Here is a 17,018-nt window from a genome sequence, read left to right as displayed (position 1 = left end):
ATACGTATGAGCCACACGCCGCTAGTTATCCAACACGGTGAACATCCCTGTCATCTCTGGCGAGTGATCCTTGAATCCGTACTGCTCGTAAAATCTTTCTTTACCCGATGCCGCAAACAGTCCAATAAAAGCAATGCCATTCTTATGTCTGCGCCGTTTAATAAAGGCTAGCAATTGATCCATAATCATTTTACCTAAGCCACTTCCCTGATATTCCGGTCTGACAGCTACATCCTGTATGTAGAAATACATCGCTCCATCGCCAACTATTCGCCCCATACCGACGATGTCCCCATCACATAGAGCAACTACAGCATAAACAGAATTGGCAAGGGATTGCTCGGTCATCTCTATATTGACATGTCCCCACCCCACAGATTCCCACAGGAATTTGTGCTCCGCAACTGTTGGGGAACGTTCAATGATTTCGAACGTTTGATGTGTCACCGCAATCACCCTCCATCTTTCTTCCAAATCGAGAATATCCACTGCTTCCCAAAGCGGCTCCCCGAAGTGGGGTTAAGCTATTCATATATATTCTCAATAACGATTCCTTGAGGGAAGTTGTCTCCTCGCAGAATTTCCAGTAGCCTTGCCGCCGTAGCCTCTGGCGTTGCCAGCATGCCATGCTCTCGTGCCATCTTGAAAAACTCCGATGCGGCAAATATCTCCTTATCGGCATTTATCACTTCATCCTGAAGAGTCGTTTCGATCATTCCAGGCCAAACGGACATGATTTTAACAGGATTGGGCTGCTTGTCCTGCTCGATTGCGATACACCTCGTGAATGTCTCCAAGCCTGATTTTGCCGTCGAATAGCAGCTCATGCCCGGTACGAGATGCTTCGCGGACCCAGAGGAAATATTCATGATCCTCTTCTCGATTCTCAGATGACTCGTTCGTCGAATAAACTCGGCAGTGAGAATCATCGGAGCTATCAGATTAACACTTATGTTCTGATTCACTTGTTCCCAGCTGCTGCGTTCAATATTAGATAATGGGACGACGATTGCTGCATTGTTTATTAGTGAGACAGACAATGCCTTCTCTTCATCTATTCGGTGCGATATCTGGGCCATCACGCGCTCAAGTTCCGCAAGATCATTCAGATCCAGCTCGTAATAATCAAGGTTGCCGCCTTGAGAAATCAATTGCTCATTCTTATTCCTTGATATACAAAACAAGTGGTTATCCGGCGCGATAAGCTGAACAGCCAGCGCCTCGCCAATACCGCGGGATGCCCCCGTTATGATGAAATAATGCAAGATAAACGCCTTCTCTCATATAAACATAATCCTACTATTTATCCTTATTAAATAATACATTTTCTCCCTTAAATATTCAACAGTTGGATTAGAGCGTTATTGATTGTAATCCTGTTAGGAGACCGGGCATATGTTGAACGGCAGCTTTGCTTTTTTGACTATATATTACCATTATGAACAAGAATATTGGCTATATGTTACTTTTAGTCTAAAGGAGCAAATATGGGAAACTCCATTTATCTTACGCAAAGTGCGGACCATTCTTCCGAATGTCTACGTATGTCGAACGGGCTGACTTCTGTCTTTATCGACGTCATCGTTCTTAGCGGATCAGTACTAGCGAGCACGAACCGAGAAAAAGAATTCATTATTTGGCTTGCTCAGAGAGATCAGAGTGTTGTGGGAATCGGAACTGTTGGTTTTAGCTTGGATGAGCTGCCCTGGTGCCCTGAACAATTTGTAAGCAATCAGCAATTTCTACTTCGCACTATTAACGGCGCGCTTGCTCGAACTGGGTGGGAGAAATTGAACTATGAGCCGACCGAAGAGTTTATCGTAAACACATTACGTAAGTTTGAAAGGATGGTCGCGGCTTTTCGACTGGAGGATATAGACACCCAGCACTATGAAGAGTGGTCTGAGATCGAGGAGGGGGACGATTGCCCGACGATTCCACCTGGCTATCCTCGCTGCTTAAAGCATGATGTCTACCTGTCATGCCATGGTTGTGTGCTTTGCAATTATATTAAATCATAGGTTTGCGGCGTATAGCAGCTCGCAGGCACAAAACCCGGCAGCCCTCATAGGAAGGACTGACGGGTTCTATCACGCTTTGATGGACCCGGCTGCACGCTTTCTGTCATGGATTCATTATCCGCAGCAGCTTCTCGCAGGTTTCGCTCAGCCGCCCTTTGGCGTTCGACTGGTCGGATGGTTCTATCCATGAGAATCCATCCTGCTCATAACGCGGGAAAACATGCATGTGATAATGCGTCAGATCGTTGAATATTCCGCCATTCTGAATAACTGTGATTCCATCCGGTTGAAAATATGTCTTTAGCACTTTTGCCAGCATGGCGGACGCCTTCATAATCTCTTGCGCAGTTCGGTCATCCAGATCATCGACATCATGATAATGTTGTTTGGGGAGAATTAGCATATGCCCTTCATTCAAGGGCTCAATATCAAGAATACAGGCCACCCACTCATTTTCATACACGGTGTGAGTCTCAATTCTTTTATGTGCAAGCTGACAGCCAAGACATGGTTTCTCTTGCATCTCCTGCCCCCCTCAAGTTCAGATAGCTCCGCGTACCATTGGACCTTTTTTATATTTGAGGGCTCAGCCTCTTTTCGAATCCGGCGTGTCTCTCGTATCCTATTGTCTCATAGAACTCATGCGCTTCTGAACGATGAATGCCTGATACCAGTATCAAGTAGTTGCAATGATTATCCCGCGCGAACTCTTCAAGAGAATGCATTAGCAGCCTTCCGATGCCCTTGCCCCGATATTCCGACGCTACAACTACATTCTCAATCATCATGTATGGATTGCAATTTCCAACCAAACTAAAACAGACTATTCCCATTGCGGTACCCATTACTTGATTGCCGTCACAAGCTACTGCTAAATAGTAGCAAGGATTTCCTGATATGATTTCAAGCTGTTCTACCATATTGGCAGTATTGGAATGCTGCCCAACAAACGCATGGTATAATTCCGAAAGTGAATGTATATCGTTGATTTCAGCTTTGCGAATCCTATACTCTGAATTCATTGTCATATTCACTCCTCCCTCGATGAACTCCGCTATCGTTAAAAGCTACTTCAACAGCTACTTCACTTTATAAATTTCCTGTTGTACAGCTTACCATCCCCATTTTCCGACTTACTCCAATAGACTGTGAACAGCTTCTTCTTAATGACTTCCTTCAAGCTCTTGGCCGCTCCCTCTGTCATGCCTTCATCAGATATCGATACATATTCCAAGGCGGGGAAATTCATCGACAGGAAGCTCCAATCCTCTGTCTGTATACCGTCGATATAAAGGTATCGAAGCTTGGGCAGTTCGAGTTCACTAATGTTGGTTACAGGATTATTTCTTATGTTTATATAATCTAATCGACGAAGTTCATTAAGAGGGAGAATACTCTTTATTTGGTTGGATCCCACATTTATATGAGAGAGTGTCGCTGAGAACTTAATGAGTGGAGACAAATCATCAATGCTGTTGTCCTCCAGATACAAGCTGCTGATTCTAGGAAGCGTCAAATCTTTCATAATCGCAATACCCGACAGCCCGCAATTTCTCATCGCCAGTGCTTCAACACTTTCTGGGATGTGCGTTAACTCCTTCAGATCGAAATTCGGGTGATTACCAACCGAGAGCGACATTAGATTCTTCGCAAACTCAAGACCTCTCAAAGAAGCCGGAGACGCATCCCCATGTCCAGGTGATAATTGAATAAGCTTCAGCAGATTCGTATCTGTCAGCTCATCCTTATATAGTTGCAGCTCTCTTCGAATGATCGCCTCCAGAACTTTATCTGGAATTGCAACTGGATTGCCCCCTGGACCATTCACTTCAAATGACAATTCGGCAAAATATTCTTGCATGCTTCTGTCGCTCTCGTTACCCTCATAAACAATCCATTGCAAGTCAAAATAAAGAGGGGCAATATAAGTCGGATCAATCCAGCGCACCGTCTCATCTGTAAAAATCTCTCCGATTAGAATCACGCCTTCACTGTTTCTAATCATTTTGTTATTGTTTCGGACTATCTTCCCCTCATGGCTGACCATCCTCCAAGCATCGTGGAAAGATACTCTTTCTCTCGATGAGAGACCCTCATAATAGATGTCATAGCGTTTAAGCCGCTCCTTCTTGGTATCCTCCGTATTCTCGGTATCCCATATTTCAACAAAATGAAATCCCTTTAACTTGTTTGCTTCCACCGCTTGCTTCAAAACATCGGATACATAGATAAACGAGGTTGAAGGCTGCGGTTTGCGAAAGATGTGGACATCTTCATCAATCTTCTCCGGATGGATGTGCACATAGTCTGAGAAGAAGCCGTAGTTGATCCTTCTTTGCACTGGATTGCTCATATCGACAAAGTCCTGCACGCGATTGACTTTCACCATAAACAACTCGTGCTCATCATGCATGATGGGAAGGAACTCCACGTCTTGTTCCATATAGGGGGCAAGAATTTCCTTCGCTTTTCTCATAAAAACAGGATAGCCCAGCTCAAACTCCGCACAGTCGCTTTTATTGCCCTTCCTTCCCGTAGTGAATTTTATGGGCTTCCACTCTGTACGGGTCCCCTTGAAATAAGGAGATATGAAATTGTAGTAATCATCGTCATTTTCATTTGTGATTCGTGTACATTTATCTGTTGTGACCATCAGCCAAATTTTAATTTCATTCAACTCCCGTTCCATTGCTGCGTACTCTCATAGCTGGTGCACATCATCCGCCCAAATCTGAACCTCTACATATCTCTCTGGTCCATGGTCCCCTTGGGGGTTCCATTGTTGCGGCAATCCGAATCTATTTATTACCCTGCCAATTTCATCCAGCGTGTATACCTGTCCCCGGTAGACCTTCCCGTCCTCATATCTCATCGTTGGAAACAGATCGCCATAGGTAAAGCTTATGGAATAAGGGTCGAAGGCTGCAGCAGGTATACGAAGCTCTCGGCCATTCTCGAACCACTCCAGAAGCCATGCACATTCTCCAACCGTCATATAATGGGGATATCTTCGAACAGGCCTGCCGCCCTTCAATATGAACAGCTCTCTTGCCCTCCATTCAAGACCCCGTCGAATCGTGAGATAGTCCGCAGACCTTTGACTCGCGAATCCCTTCTTCTGAATCCGGATATCCTGAAGAACACGTTCCGCTTCCTCCAGCTCCAGATCGGACAAATTGAGAAACGGTCCTGTTGATTCATCGTAGTAATGATACAGAAAGTCAATCATCGAATAACCCCGCTATGCATAAATGTAGCAGCCATTTCGGTATCCCTGGCAAACAAGCCGCAATTGGTACTTACTTGAACGCTCTGAAGATCATAAATGATTGATCGTCCGACACAGGACTGCAATTATAGCCACCATATATAGACACATCGGTGAATCCAACGGATTCGAGCATCATTCTAAACTCATGCTTGTAATACCAGCGCAACTGGGATGTCGTAAATCTGGACTCTATCAATACGTCATTGCTGTATATCTCATAGCGATTCCAATTCGTCTGTACTTGTTCATTGAAAGCGATCTCTGATGCTTGATTCAATACAATCTTGGCGCCATCACTGCGATCCCCTACACGACGAACCGTCCACTCTTTCTTCGGATTGGATAATTGCTCTCAGGGTATGAAGAGAGGGATAATAACTTGTCCGCCTTCATCTAAGTGGAGATACATCTGTTGGAGCGCTTGTATAGCTTCTCCTCTATCAATGACAAGCATGAATGATGCCAGCGGAATATAAATGGTCTTGTACTTGCCCGGCAGTTGGAGCTCCTGCATATATTGCTCGTACAGTACGGGAGATACACCCGTCTGCTCTCCTTTTTCTCTGCATACGCTCAACATTTCCGATGAAGGGTCCACGCCCTCCACTTCAAGCCCCTTCTGCAAATACGGTACTAGAAGCCTTCCTGTGCCGCATCCGATTTCCAATGCGCGACCAGATGCTTCTGCAATTAATTTCTCGTAAAATGCTGTATCATCGAAGACATCCCCCGAAAACCAGATATCATAGGTATCAGCAACAATGCCTTCATATGATCCCTTATTCGTCACCCTTTTCAGCCCCTTTGAAGTAGATTGCAACGATCAAACATATAATGTTATATATTGTATGATATAGAATATCATAGTGCGCATCAATATGTATGTGCAAAAATCCCAGGACTTCTTTGATGTCCCCTTTCATAATGAAAAGGGGTGCAGCTTCATCACTTACCACCCCTCCGTCACGCAGCGCTAAAGTCTGCGATGGGAGCTGCACGCGGCGCCAGCATTAAGACGTTTTTTCCGGCTTAAAGCTAGCGAGATGTTCGTTTGGTACGCTGTAAGCAGGTTTTTCCGTTTTAAGTGACAGAGAAAGTAAGCGGAATGGCTTTGTCCACCGCTATAACACGATTTTTCCTGCTTACAGCACCCTTCGCGCTGCCATTTCTTGCGTTAACACGGAATTTCCTGCTTACAGCGGATAGTAGCAGTAGACATTGCCTTTGCTGCAATGGGACTGTTATCTATTTTCGTATAAAAAGCACGAATCCGTCTGAAAACCGGAAACGTGCTCAATCTGTTACATAACATAAATTGATCCCGACGCATTACACGCTCGATCAACCTTTATTAAATTGGTAATCATCTCGTATCCGAATGTAACGCAAAAAACGCCTCTTTATCTGCTCGATCAAAGTATCCAATAATCTCTTCAAGCTCTTGTTTATTCTCGCCATGAATCGGCTTGGACGCAAGCCTCTCAGCGATATCCGCCATTTTGAACCGTCTATGCTCACTCATCTTAGAGCTCCACCCCCGTTATCCGTTCTCCTTGCCGAATACTACCGTTCCCCCTACCGACTACCGCGCACTCCTTGCCGACTACCGTTCCCCCTACCGATTACCGCTCTCTCTGCCGACTACCGTTCCCCTACCGATTACCGCTCTCTCTGCCGACTACAGTTCCCCCTACCAATTACCGCTCTCTCTGCCGACTACAGTTCTCCCCGTTCACTACCGTTCAATTACCTGTTCGCGCCTTGGACCAACGGACACCGTCTTGATCTTAACACCAATGCTGGATTCTATATAATCAATGTATTGCTTGGCAGATTGGGGCAGCGCGTGGAATTGTTTAACCTGGGAGATATCGCATTTCCAGCCCGGCAGCCTCGTCAATAGCGGTTGGGCCGTATGCAGCTTGGGTGTTACCGGGAAACGATCGGTTATTGTGCCGTCTGCCAACTGATAAGCCGTACAGACGGGAATCTCATCCAAGTATCCCAGCACATCGAGATTTGTCAGCACCGCCTCAGTTGCCCCTTGAATCATGCAGCCATAGCGGGTAGCAACGGCATCGAACCATCCCATTCGTCTAGGTCGGCCGGTAGTAGCTCCGTATTCGCCTGCATCGCCGCCGCGACGTCGAAGCTCGTCTGCTTCGCTTCCTTCCAGCTCAGACACGAAGGGTCCCGCGCCAACACAGCTGGAATACGCCTTAACGACTGCGATGACATTGGTTACTGAGTACGCAGGAAGTCCAGCGCCGACAGGGGCGAAGCCCGCGAGCGTAGAGGATGATGTCGAGAACGGATAAATCCCGTGATCCGGATCGCGAAGCGCTCCCAGCTGTCCTTCAAGCAGGATGGACTCGCCCTCCCTATAAGCCTTTTGCAGCAGCTCAGTCGTATCGCAAACAAACGGAGCAAGACTCTCCGCCTGCTCGATCAGCTTGATCATCAATTGCTCAGGCTGAATTCGCGGTCGTCCGTACAGGTGCTCCAGCAAGACGTTTTTGGCTGCAAGCAATTGTTCGACTCGGTCAAGCAATCGGGCTTGGTCGAACAAATCTGCGATTTGAATGCCCAGCTTCGCATACTTGTCCCCATAGAATGGCGCTATGCCGCGCTTGGTGGAGCCGAAGCCCTTTGCCCCCAGCCGCTCCTCTTCAAGCTCGTCAAACAGCCGATGTACCGGCAGCACCACCTGAGCCCGTTCTGATAGAACAAGCTTCGGCTCCGGCACGCCTCTTGCCGCCAGCTCCTTCAGCTCCCCGAGCAGCATTTCGGCATCAAGCGCCGTTCCCGGTCCAATAACGTTCGTAACGAAGGGATAAAAAACACCCGACGGCAGCATATGCAGTGAGAACTTGCCGTATTCGTTAATAATCGTGTGTCCTGCGTTGCTTCCTCCCTGATACCGTACTACAAAAGAGGATTGGGCAGCCAACACATCCGTCATCTTCCCCTTGCCCTCGTCTCCCCAATTAGCGCCTACAATTGCGGTTACTGTCACAGACTCCGCCTCCCGAACTTGATTTTATTGACATCAATTATTATAATTCCAAGAATCAGCATTAGAAAAATTAATATTGATAATACCTGATATAAGGTGAGGTAATAGCTATGGAAATCAATTTGGAATGGTATCGCGTATTCTACTGGACAGCGAAGACAGGCAGCTTGTCAAGAGCAGCAGAACGGCTGCACATTACACAGCCTGCAGTAAGCCATACCATCAAGCAATTGGAGGGGAGTTGTGGCGGGCAGCTGTTCTTCCGAACGCCCAAGGGAGTGCGGCTTAATGCGGAAGGCGAAGTGTTGTTTCGTTATATCCAGCAAGCCTTTAACTTTGTGGAGATTGGCGAGAGGGCCATCGCAGAGATGCACAGCCTGAATCGCGGGGAGATCAATATCGGAGCGAGTGACACATTGTGCAAGCATTATCTGCTGCCTTGCCTGGAGAGCTTCCATCAGCAATATCCCGATATCCGCATCCGCATAACAAACCGAACGACGCCCGAAACAATTGCGCTGCTTAAAGAGGGGAAGATTGACTTCGGCATCGTCAGCTTGCCCGCATCGGACAAGCAGATTGACTTTCAGCCAAGCTCCCCCATTCAAGACTGCCTCGTAGGCGGCAAGAAATTCGCTGCGCTGGCAAACAGTCCGTTATCGTTGGATTCCATTCATGAATATCCGTTGTTAATACTTGAGCCAGGTGGAAGCACACGAAATTTCATTGATAGCTATGCTGCCGCCTATGGGATTAAGTTAACGCCAGAGTTCGAGCTTGGCAGCATCGACCTGCTTGCACAGTTCGCTATCCGGGGCTTCGGGCTTGCATTTGTCATTCGCAATTATGTATTGGACGAGCTGAATGCCGGCCATCTCGTCGAAATTCCATTGAGCCCTCCTATACCGGAGCGCAATGTAGGGATTGCGACACTACGGGGAGTTCCCCTCTCCGCCGCGTCGAAGTCCTTTCTCACACTTTTACAATCAACGTTTCATAGGGATGAATAAATAGCCGGCCATGCAGATATGCTGGAGCATCATTATCTGCCCCTGTGCGATAGATGACTTCCTTCGTCGTCCGGCTGGAAAATGCTGCTACTGCCATATCCCCGTTTGTAAATTGGGGCGTCGCTGCTTGATCGGATAGATTAACCAGAATGAGGTATTCCTCATTCCCACTTCTTCTGCTGTATGCTATTACCTTCGGCTCCGTATTGCGAATGAACGCTAGCTCGCTATTCCAGAACGCGGCATGTCTTTCTGAGACCAATCAAGGTCTTGTGATGCTCGAACATGGCTTGATCGAATGGCTCCCAGGCCAGATCATAGGCGTCGAACAACAAGAAACCGTACTCCGGCTGTTGAAGATTTAAGATTTGGGGTAAAACAGGAGTAGCAGCAGCCTAGTTCAGGGGGTGGCAATACATGGAGTTCATCATTATCTATATGGTCATCGTCTTTGCCGTTGTCGAAATCTCCGTTGTCCTCATGCGTGCTACCGGACTCGACAAGGATATCTCGCGATTTCAGGTGATTTCGCTTCTTACGAGTACCGGCTTTACGACAATGGAGTCGGAGCTCATTAGCGACCATCCAATCCGCCGCCGGATCGGTATGTTTCTCATTCTCTTCGGACTCTTCTCATTCGCGGTCATCGTGTCTGCTTTTGCGACTATTCTCGCCCCGGGATTTCAGTCCTCTTACTTGGCCGTGTCCGCATGTTCTCTAATCGCCCTACTTATCTTGGTGCGTACTCCTATGATGACAGCCTTCCTATCCTCCAAATTCAACCGCTCGTTGGAACGCAAATTCGACGTACATGAGCTGCCTATTAAAGACGTTCTATTACTGGAGGAATCCGACCACTTTGCAGAAATGCCGATCAGTCCGAATTCCCCCTATATCGGGCAGAAAATGAGTGATGTCCTATCCTTGGATGCTGATTTGAACCTGCTATACATCAAGCGAGGGACGGTCCAATGTGCGCAGAGAAAAGTACGAAACCGCGCTGGAAGCCGGAGACGTACTCTATTTGTACGGAGATAAGGGAGATTTCGACGCTCTGTTTGCCGATGAACTTGGCGACCACTCCTCCCCTCGCGTATTATCCAATTAATATCATAGGGGGATTATGGTCAGCTCCTGCAATATAGAGCAATCATTTCCCTTAGATGTGAATTCCTTTGAGTAATGAGTTCTCGGAATGTACAATGAAAACACATTCTATATTAGATTGGAGAATTCCTATGGCTCATGTTCTTCCCGAATTGCATAGCCTGTTCGATATCTTTCCCTGTTTCAGAACAATCCCCACTGAGGAGTGGGCTGCGGCAAAACCTCACCTTAGATCGTTCCCTGCCAAATCGACCTTATTTCGCAGTGATGATGCTGTTCATTATACGTTGTTCCTTATTTCAGGAACTGTGCAAATCTTGAATCTAACCGAAGGTGGCCGTGAAGCGCTGACTAACCGTCTCTCCGCTGGCGATATATGTGCCATGATGGTGCTGAGTGGTTTGAGCGATCGCGAATATCCCGGAACGATCACAGCCGAGACTGAGGTAACGGTCATGTTCGTAGAGAAAAAAGCATTTTTGCATTGGATACAAGTATATGCACCTATCCGAAATGCAGTATTCGGCAATATTCTAGATGGGTTAATTCAACTGGGCAGTCTCCTCTCCGATAAAATGTCGCAGCCGCTGGACTTCCGACTCGCCGAGACGCTGTTGAAGCTGACGTCGGCGCAGCAGCCGACCGTTCGGATTACGCATCAGCAGTTAGCTGTCGAATTAGGTTCCGCTCGTGAAGTAGTCAGCCGTGTTATGGGTCGAATGAAGAAGAAGGGGTGGATAGAAACTGGACGGGGAGTGGTTACCGTTCGGCAGCGGGGAGCGCTGACTGAACTCATTGGTGACCAGGTCACAGAAGCCGTATAGCACCGCCTGGTAAAGTAAATAAAGTCAGCTCGACTGATGTTTACACCATTTATAACCAGGAGGTTATTACAAATGAGAAATCCATTGTCTTCGGGGATGGAGGCCCCTGACTTCACGTTCACCGGTATCGACGGGAATCCTCTCCGCTTGTCCGATCTTCGTGGTCGCAAGGTACTAATCGCGTTCTTGCGCAACGCCGCTTGTGCACTGTGCAACTTGCGCATTCGGCACTTTATCCGGCGCTATAATCAGTGGCATCTGCATGGATTGGAGGTAGTGGCGGTGTTCGAGTCGCCAGACTCTAGCATGCTCCAGCATGTCGGCAAGCAGGAGTCGCCATTCCCGTTATGTGCCGATCCTCTGGCCGACCTTTACAAGTTGTACGGTGTCGAGGTGTCCGAGGAGAAAGTACAGGCGACGATAGCCGATTCGAGCACACAGACATTTGTGGCTGAGGCAGCAGCCGAAGGTTTTGCATTGACTCCAGAGGCGGGGTCCAATATGCACCGTATTCCAGCAGAGTTCCTCATCGATGAGAGTGGCATCCTGCAGATTGTGCACTACGGCCGTCTGGTTACGGATCACTTGCCGCTAGACGTCATCGACCGTTTCGCAGGCATTGCCGATAATGGTTGACAGGCAGCATTGAGACTAACATTAACGATTCCGCAAGCTCCTGTTATGAGGTCGACCGGTTCTTCTGGTTGATCTTTTTTAATTCTATTTCATTCTCCATTATTTTCGTTATACGAAGCATCTTATCTCGATCCTTTTCAGCTCGATTCATATTCACTCCCCCTAAAATAACGGATTCTATTGGGGTTCACCCCAATAGATATTCCGATCGGAGCAGGCCATAGTAAGACAGGTCTTCGTAAACATCCCATTTCAGTATGTGCTCCCGAAAAGTGCCCTCATGCTTCATGCCCGCCTTCTCCATAATTCTGGAGGACCCAGGGTTTTTAGTCATTGCTGCTGCCCAAACTCTGTTTAATTTGATTTCATCAAACGCGAATTGAACCACCCTTCGGGCTGCCTCCGAGCCGTACCCCTTGCCCCAATATGGCTTCCCGATCCAATAGCCTAATTCCCCGTTGTTATGATTCTTATCCAGGTGCAGACCGACAACGCCCAAGAACGTTCCCTCGGATTTCGTTAATGCTGCAAAAGAATAGCCTTCGCCTTGCGATGCGGCCTCTTGTCTATTTGCAATAAATCCCGCTGCCGAACCCTTAGGATATGGATGCGGGATGCCTAACGTAGTGCTGGCTATGTCCTTGTCCCCAGCTAGTTTTTCCAAAACATCCGCATCTCCTGATTCCAACAGGCGTAAATGCAGTCTCTCTGAATGGAGATAAATTTCCATATAAGTGCCTCCTCTATCATCGTTTGGATGCAAAAAAAACCCACTCCCATTAAGGACGGGCTGCTTCATTGTTCCTATAAAAAAAAGAGTCCTGAATTTTTCCAAGACCTTATTCAACATCATAGCAGAGGGGGAATTATAAGTCTATACTTTTTTGGTTGTATATGTAAAAATTTCTCTGTGCCACTACCACGAATACGGAGGAAAATAAACCGATGATTCCAGAATGTTTTTCTGCTTATCGCTCGTTAATGCCTGTGCTGGATGAAGCTATTGAATGGTCGCTATTGAGGAAATGGTCGCTTTCTGAAGTATATAGAGCAACTTTGGCAAGCGGTGAAACTCGCATTATGAAATGGGGCAGAGACGACATGGCGGGAGAAGCTGCTATTTATAAGCGGCTGGTGGGCCCATTGAATATTAAAGCTCCCTACATCTTTGGCTATTTTGAAGTAGGGAATAGTGCAGTTATGGTGATGGAGGATCGTGGAAGCAATAATTTGGAGCAGCAGCCCCACTCCGATTATTTTCTGGAAGCAGCAAGGGAACTAGCAAGAATACGGACGATAGCAGCAGATAATCTGGAATTGAATATTCCAGGCGACATGATTCGTTTATACACCGTATCTGCTGCAAACTTTCTCACCCTGTTGGATGATCTTCTGCGGTCGAATCATTTCTCAGATAACAGCGTTCTTAGTAGACTGCAAACCACGTTTCCGTGCGATCTGCATACGTTATATGATACGCTCCCCCTTACACTTGTCCATCACGATTATCATGCCAAAAACCTGTTGATTCAAGGGAGTCGTATTCTGCCGATTGATTGGGCTATCGGTTATTTAAGTCCCCATCTGGGTGATTTATATTGCTTAATTAAGGAGGCCCGTGCTTGGAGCCATGTATCGAGGGCGGATATGCTAGCTGCATTTCTTCACGAGAACGGTACTGACCTATCTATAGCACAGCTTAATTAGGTACAGAGACAATTCCTGGATCAGCAGCCTGGATATCTGCTTTGATGAATGATTTGGAGGAGCTTGTAAAGGAAGCAACCTGATCTAATAGCATGCCTTAGCAAATTAAAACTTGATAAAATTGGGTGTATACCCAATAATGTTCTCATGGGGGATCAATTCAAATTGCACACAGTCTATATATCCCTACTACGACTTAAGGAGTGATGGTGTTTGAATACGTACAAAAACACAAGAGAGCCTGTGAGAGGTCATCATTCGTAAACGAATACACCTCTCATTAGGTAATGGGAGGCAAACAGGCAATGATGTCTTTAAGAAACATGGTAAGAGGATCAGCAAATGATTCCCCGGCCAAACAACTGATTTCGTTGTGGGATCATGATGCGGAAACATTGAAGTTCTGGAGAGCAAGCAGCAATTTCATCTACTCGTTCGAGAGAAACGGTATTCGGCATTTTCTCAGGTTCATTCATGAAGAGGACAACACGATCGAGCATATTCAGGCTGAGCTTGATTTCATGCTGTATTTGTTAGACAACGGTTATCCGACTGTTGCTCCTGTGCGCTCCAAGAGCGGGCATTGGATTGAAACAATTGCTACAGAAAGTGGACTTTATTACGGTGTAGTTTTCGAGCAGGCACATGGGCAGCATATCCCGATTGATCAGATGTCGGAGGTTCATTTTGAAAGCTGGGGCAGACAGCTCGCTTCTCTTCATCATTTATCCGAAACCTATGTCGCGGGTACGACATCACGAAGAAGCTGGACCGATGCGCTGACGTTTATCTCGTCAGTATTGCAGCGTTACCCTGAGGAAATAGGCCTTCTGAAAGAGCTCGAACGATTGCGGGGCCAGCTCGCAGAGCTGCCTGCAGGCGAGGGATATACGGGGCTTATCCATTATGATTTTGAGATCGACAATATTTTCTATGCAGCAGAGGAAAAGCAATACTACGCCATTGATTTCGATGACGCGATGGTGCATTGGTTCATGATGGATGCTGCGTCCGCCATTTCCGATCTTCTGGAACAAGATGGCGAAGAAGCAAGAAGCAAGATTGAGCAATTTCTTGCAGGGTATAGGTCCGTCAAGCTGCTGGATGAACGTTTCATGAGCTTGCTACCCGTGTTTCAGAGATTTGCAGACCTGTATAAGTTCGCACGACTGCTGCGCAGTATTGAAGATATGGATATCGCCAGCTCGCCGGATTGGGCCGCTGGACTTAAGGATAAGCTGCTGGGGATATGTGATCGGATACGTGAACGTTATCGGCCAGCAGTGGAACTCAAACCGATTGACCAAAGCAATTGGTATGCCTGCACCCAGCTTGAAGCTGCGGAGGAGCAGAAGAGCACATTCCCTGTCCCAGCTGTATATTGGCTTGCAGAGTCGGCCTATTGCGGGTTTTTCCCTTTGGCTATTTACACAGGCGATCATTTAGCAGGATTCGCGGTTTACACCGTCGATCCCGATGACAGGAAATACTGGATCATGTCCTATATGATCGATCATAGGTTCCAGCATAGAGGATTGGGACGGGCTGGCATGGTAGAGCTTATACGCTATATGAAGGAAAAGCACGACTGCGGCCAAATCGTACTTGGGCATCGGCCTGAGAACGAACGAGCGTCTAGCTTATACGCTTCTTTGGGTTTCCAGCAGGTGGACCGAAACGGACATGAAATCATACGAGAATTGAGATTGAAGATGTAATCGTGACAAGCGTGATTGTGTTGCCATAACACTAATCCTGATTCACTCGCCGCCAGATTTCTGGCGGCTTATTCGCATCTCCGGCAACCTTCTGTACCGCGCGCTGCTCCCAGCGCGCGTAGGGCGGTGCGGTGTCACCACACGAATTTCAAGCTCCTATTCCTCCTTGGCAGCAGTAGGGGTGCTGTTTTCAATTCTCCGATATTCATCGGTTAATATACCGGCAAACCCCCAATTCTCATCCTCCACCTCCTGAATGACAATATGAGTATGTTCAGGCTTCTTGCCTAGCACATGAACGAGCGTTTCTGTAAACTCCTTCACAATTCGCGCCTTTTGTTCACGGGTAGCACCCTTAGTAATTTGCAAATTAATATACGGCATAATTGAATCCCCTTTCTTTTCTAAAAAAAAGCCCGCCATCTCAATAAGAGACGACAGGCTATGCCTGTGCGGCATTACTCTTGGGATGATGATTCTTAAATGATAACGCGATAGGGATTTTATGTCAATTTTGAAGACCTGTCCCGCGTTCGTTTATAATGCCGCGGCTGCTTGACTAACCAGCGACGACAGCTGCTCGGTATCAACTGTATCCCCTTGCCGCAACTTGATTGTCTTTCTCTCAGGAGGACCGTCGAACAATCCTTCTGGAAGCGACAGGCCGCTCGCATTGAAGATTGTAAAGCTTACCGCATCCTTCGATGTTGAAATGACGGCGGCATATTTCCCATTTTTCAAGAAATGAGGTTTCTTATACTGGATGCGCTCCTGAAGGTCTGGAATCGCTCCGTGGACAACCCCCCGCAGGCGAGAGCACAGCTCCCGTTGCCAAGGCTCTTTTACCGCTTCAATAAAATCGACGACTTCCTGGTTCATTTTCATTTCTCCTTCTTGTGTAAAATAGTGTGTCTCTCTTATTGTTTCACAATTTGCCACCTTCAGCACCATATGCATTACTTTATCCCTGATCTCTTCCGGCGTGTGGCGACTCGATTAGTGGGTCTAATCCGTCATCCAAGCACTTCAATCAAAACATTGTCTGCAATAATGGTTAGTTCCTCTAAAGGACTTTCGAATAGCACCTGAAGCTTAAATCCAGCATCAGTATAGTAAATTTCGTCATAAAGCCAGGAACTGTCCGCATGTATATCCGAACATTGCAGCTGCTTCACGCCTGTGAATGTTAATTTCACGTCGGTGTAATAATGAAAGCTTCCCCTGCAATCCAATATCATTATGAAAGTATCCTTAGCAGGCATCTCAAGTGACCGAACTCTTGCATCGTGCAATGACTTTTCATATATTTGAACGGCACCACTGGGCAGGGAATCTTTAATCGAAAGATAGTAGTTGCGGTATTCTTTACGCATAGCTTCATTTCTTTCGTAGCACTCTTGTCGCCACCGTTCAGCCATTTCCCTAAGCTCTGTCGTAGGGAACTGGCATCTCAGCGTTCCAGCATGAATATAAGGATGGAATGATTCAGGAAGGAATTTGAGCAATTCTTGTTTGCGATGCTCCAGCTCCTCCCTGCACAAAGCATCAAAGTTTCTTCCTTCCGCTTGATACCAAGCAACATTCTCCTCCCACTCCTGTTCCGTCTCAGGAAAGGCCAAAAAACCTACTACTTGCATTTTCTCATACCATTCTTTTGTAAAATATTTCATCACTCGTTCACCCTCCGAACCTCATGTAGCTCTGCAAA

22 protein-coding genes are annotated in these 17,018 nt (G+C 47.0%); 7 read left to right on the top strand and 15 right to left on the bottom strand.

The genetic code is table 11. The annotated features are described in order from the left end of the window. Positions 1–21 precede the first annotated feature (21 nt). Both L6H65_RS05715 and L6H65_RS05710 read right to left on the bottom strand, forming a co-directional pair. Positions 22–447, bottom strand: a complete 426-nt coding sequence (locus tag L6H65_RS05715) for a GNAT family N-acetyltransferase (RefSeq protein WP_236339537.1) — start codon at positions 445–447, stop codon at positions 22–24. Between the two features lie 77 nt (positions 448–524). Beyond that, positions 525–1,265, bottom strand: a complete 741-nt coding sequence (locus L6H65_RS05710) for a (S)-benzoin forming benzil reductase (RefSeq protein WP_236339536.1) — start codon at positions 1,263–1,265, stop codon at positions 525–527. 279 nt (positions 1,266–1,544) lie between these two features. Here L6H65_RS05710 and L6H65_RS05705 point away from each other — a divergent pair, with 279 nt between their 5' ends. Beyond that, complete coding sequence (locus L6H65_RS05705; protein WP_236339535.1) at positions 1,545–2,021, top strand: hypothetical protein; 477 nt, start codon at positions 1,545–1,547, stop codon at positions 2,019–2,021. Between the two features lie 103 nt (positions 2,022–2,124). On the opposite strand, the gene L6H65_RS05700 is transcribed toward L6H65_RS05705, so the two are convergent. The 8 genes from L6H65_RS05700 to L6H65_RS05665 all read right to left on the bottom strand — a co-directional run bounded on the left by L6H65_RS05700 (position 2,125) and on the right by L6H65_RS05665 (position 8,308). Further along, positions 2,125–2,544 carry an HIT family protein gene (locus L6H65_RS05700; protein ID WP_236339534.1) on the bottom strand — a complete coding sequence of 140 codons (420 nt, stop codon included), beginning with the start codon at positions 2,542–2,544 and terminating at the stop codon, positions 2,125–2,127. Between the two features lie 49 nt (positions 2,545–2,593). After that, on the bottom strand, positions 2,594–3,049 hold the full coding sequence (locus tag L6H65_RS05695; RefSeq protein ID WP_236339533.1) for a GNAT family N-acetyltransferase: 456 nt from the start codon (positions 3,047–3,049) through the stop codon (positions 2,594–2,596). Positions 3,050–3,105: 56 nt separating this feature from the next. Beyond that, a complete protein-coding gene (locus L6H65_RS05690) occupies positions 3,106–4,710 on the bottom strand; it encodes a leucine-rich repeat domain-containing protein (protein ID WP_236339532.1) in 1,605 nt (534 codons plus the stop codon). A gap of 12 nt (positions 4,711–4,722) precedes the next feature. Continuing rightward, positions 4,723–5,250 (bottom strand): hypothetical protein, encoded by a 528-nt coding sequence (locus L6H65_RS05685; protein ID WP_236339531.1) that lies wholly within the window; start codon positions 5,248–5,250, stop codon positions 4,723–4,725. Positions 5,251–5,320: 70 nt separating this feature from the next. Beyond that, the gene (locus L6H65_RS05680; protein ID WP_236339530.1) at positions 5,321–5,569 is read right to left on the bottom strand and encodes a hypothetical protein; all 249 of its coding nucleotides are present in this window, start codon (positions 5,567–5,569) and stop codon (positions 5,321–5,323) included. Positions 5,570–5,644: 75 nt separating this feature from the next. Next, positions 5,645–6,082, bottom strand: coding sequence for a class I SAM-dependent DNA methyltransferase (locus L6H65_RS05675; RefSeq protein WP_236339529.1), 438 nt, complete (start codon positions 6,080–6,082; stop codon positions 5,645–5,647). A gap of 573 nt (positions 6,083–6,655) precedes the next feature. After that, the gene (locus L6H65_RS05670; RefSeq protein ID WP_236339528.1) at positions 6,656–6,814 is read right to left on the bottom strand and encodes a hypothetical protein; all 159 of its coding nucleotides are present in this window, start codon (positions 6,812–6,814) and stop codon (positions 6,656–6,658) included. A 213-nt stretch (positions 6,815–7,027) separates the two neighbouring features. Further along, positions 7,028–8,308: an adenylosuccinate synthase gene (locus tag L6H65_RS05665; protein ID WP_236339527.1), complete on the bottom strand. Its 1,281-nt coding sequence runs from the start codon at positions 8,306–8,308 to the stop codon at positions 7,028–7,030. Between the two features lie 110 nt (positions 8,309–8,418). Here L6H65_RS05665 and L6H65_RS05660 point away from each other — a divergent pair, with 110 nt between their 5' ends. After that, positions 8,419–9,318, top strand: coding sequence for a LysR family transcriptional regulator (locus L6H65_RS05660; RefSeq protein WP_236339526.1), 900 nt, complete (start codon positions 8,419–8,421; stop codon positions 9,316–9,318). On the opposite strand, the gene L6H65_RS05655 is transcribed toward L6H65_RS05660, so the two are convergent. Beyond that, complete coding sequence (locus tag L6H65_RS05655; protein ID WP_236339525.1) at positions 9,281–9,580, bottom strand: alpha-glucosidase C-terminal domain-containing protein; 300 nt, start codon at positions 9,578–9,580, stop codon at positions 9,281–9,283. The two genes, L6H65_RS05660 and L6H65_RS05655, sit on opposite strands and share 38 nt — an antisense overlap. Before the next feature lie 155 nt (positions 9,581–9,735). On the opposite strand from L6H65_RS05655, the gene L6H65_RS05650 reads away from it, so the two are divergent. From L6H65_RS05650 to L6H65_RS05640, 3 genes are all read left to right on the top strand, one after another. Continuing rightward, on the top strand, positions 9,736–10,356 hold the full coding sequence (locus L6H65_RS05650) for a hypothetical protein (RefSeq protein ID WP_236339524.1): 621 nt from the start codon (positions 9,736–9,738) through the stop codon (positions 10,354–10,356). Positions 10,357–10,520: 164 nt separating this feature from the next. Beyond that, complete coding sequence (locus L6H65_RS05645) at positions 10,521–11,249, top strand: Crp/Fnr family transcriptional regulator (RefSeq protein WP_307728303.1); 729 nt, start codon at positions 10,521–10,523, stop codon at positions 11,247–11,249. 72 nt (positions 11,250–11,321) lie between these two features. Next, positions 11,322–11,885 (top strand): peroxiredoxin family protein, encoded by a 564-nt coding sequence (locus L6H65_RS05640; RefSeq protein ID WP_236339522.1) that lies wholly within the window; start codon positions 11,322–11,324, stop codon positions 11,883–11,885. Positions 11,886–12,072: 187 nt separating this feature from the next. Here the strand turns inward: L6H65_RS05640 and L6H65_RS05635 are convergent, their stop codons facing one another. Then, positions 12,073–12,615 (bottom strand): GNAT family N-acetyltransferase, encoded by a 543-nt coding sequence (locus L6H65_RS05635; protein ID WP_236339521.1) that lies wholly within the window; start codon positions 12,613–12,615, stop codon positions 12,073–12,075. Positions 12,616–12,830: 215 nt separating this feature from the next. Between L6H65_RS05635 and L6H65_RS05630 the strand changes: the two genes are divergently transcribed. Continuing rightward, a complete protein-coding gene (locus L6H65_RS05630; RefSeq protein ID WP_236339520.1) occupies positions 12,831–13,592 on the top strand; it encodes a phosphotransferase in 762 nt (253 codons plus the stop codon). A gap of 305 nt (positions 13,593–13,897) precedes the next feature. Next, entirely contained in the window at positions 13,898–15,310 is a 1,413-nt protein-coding gene (locus L6H65_RS05625) for a GNAT family N-acetyltransferase (RefSeq protein ID WP_236339519.1), read from the top strand. 156 nt (positions 15,311–15,466) lie between these two features. On the opposite strand, the gene L6H65_RS05620 is transcribed toward L6H65_RS05625, so the two are convergent. The 3 genes from L6H65_RS05620 to L6H65_RS05610 all read right to left on the bottom strand — a co-directional run bounded on the left by L6H65_RS05620 (position 15,467) and on the right by L6H65_RS05610 (position 16,980). Beyond that, positions 15,467–15,694, bottom strand: a complete 228-nt coding sequence (locus L6H65_RS05620; RefSeq protein WP_236339518.1) for a tautomerase family protein — start codon at positions 15,692–15,694, stop codon at positions 15,467–15,469. Positions 15,695–15,847: 153 nt separating this feature from the next. After that, positions 15,848–16,189, bottom strand: coding sequence for a DUF1801 domain-containing protein (locus L6H65_RS05615; RefSeq protein ID WP_236339698.1), 342 nt, complete (start codon positions 16,187–16,189; stop codon positions 15,848–15,850). A 134-nt stretch (positions 16,190–16,323) separates the two neighbouring features. Continuing rightward, positions 16,324–16,980, bottom strand: coding sequence for a DUF4085 family protein (locus tag L6H65_RS05610; RefSeq protein ID WP_236339697.1), 657 nt, complete (start codon positions 16,978–16,980; stop codon positions 16,324–16,326). Positions 16,981–17,018: the final 38 nt, after the last annotated feature.

The organism is Paenibacillus plantiphilus, from assembly GCF_927798095.1.
Taxonomy (GTDB): domain Bacteria; phylum Bacillota; class Bacilli; order Paenibacillales; family Paenibacillaceae; genus Paenibacillus_Z; species Paenibacillus_Z plantiphilus.
The sequence above is the reverse complement of the archived record's forward strand: the minus strand, read 5'-3'. Positions and strand labels throughout refer to the sequence as shown.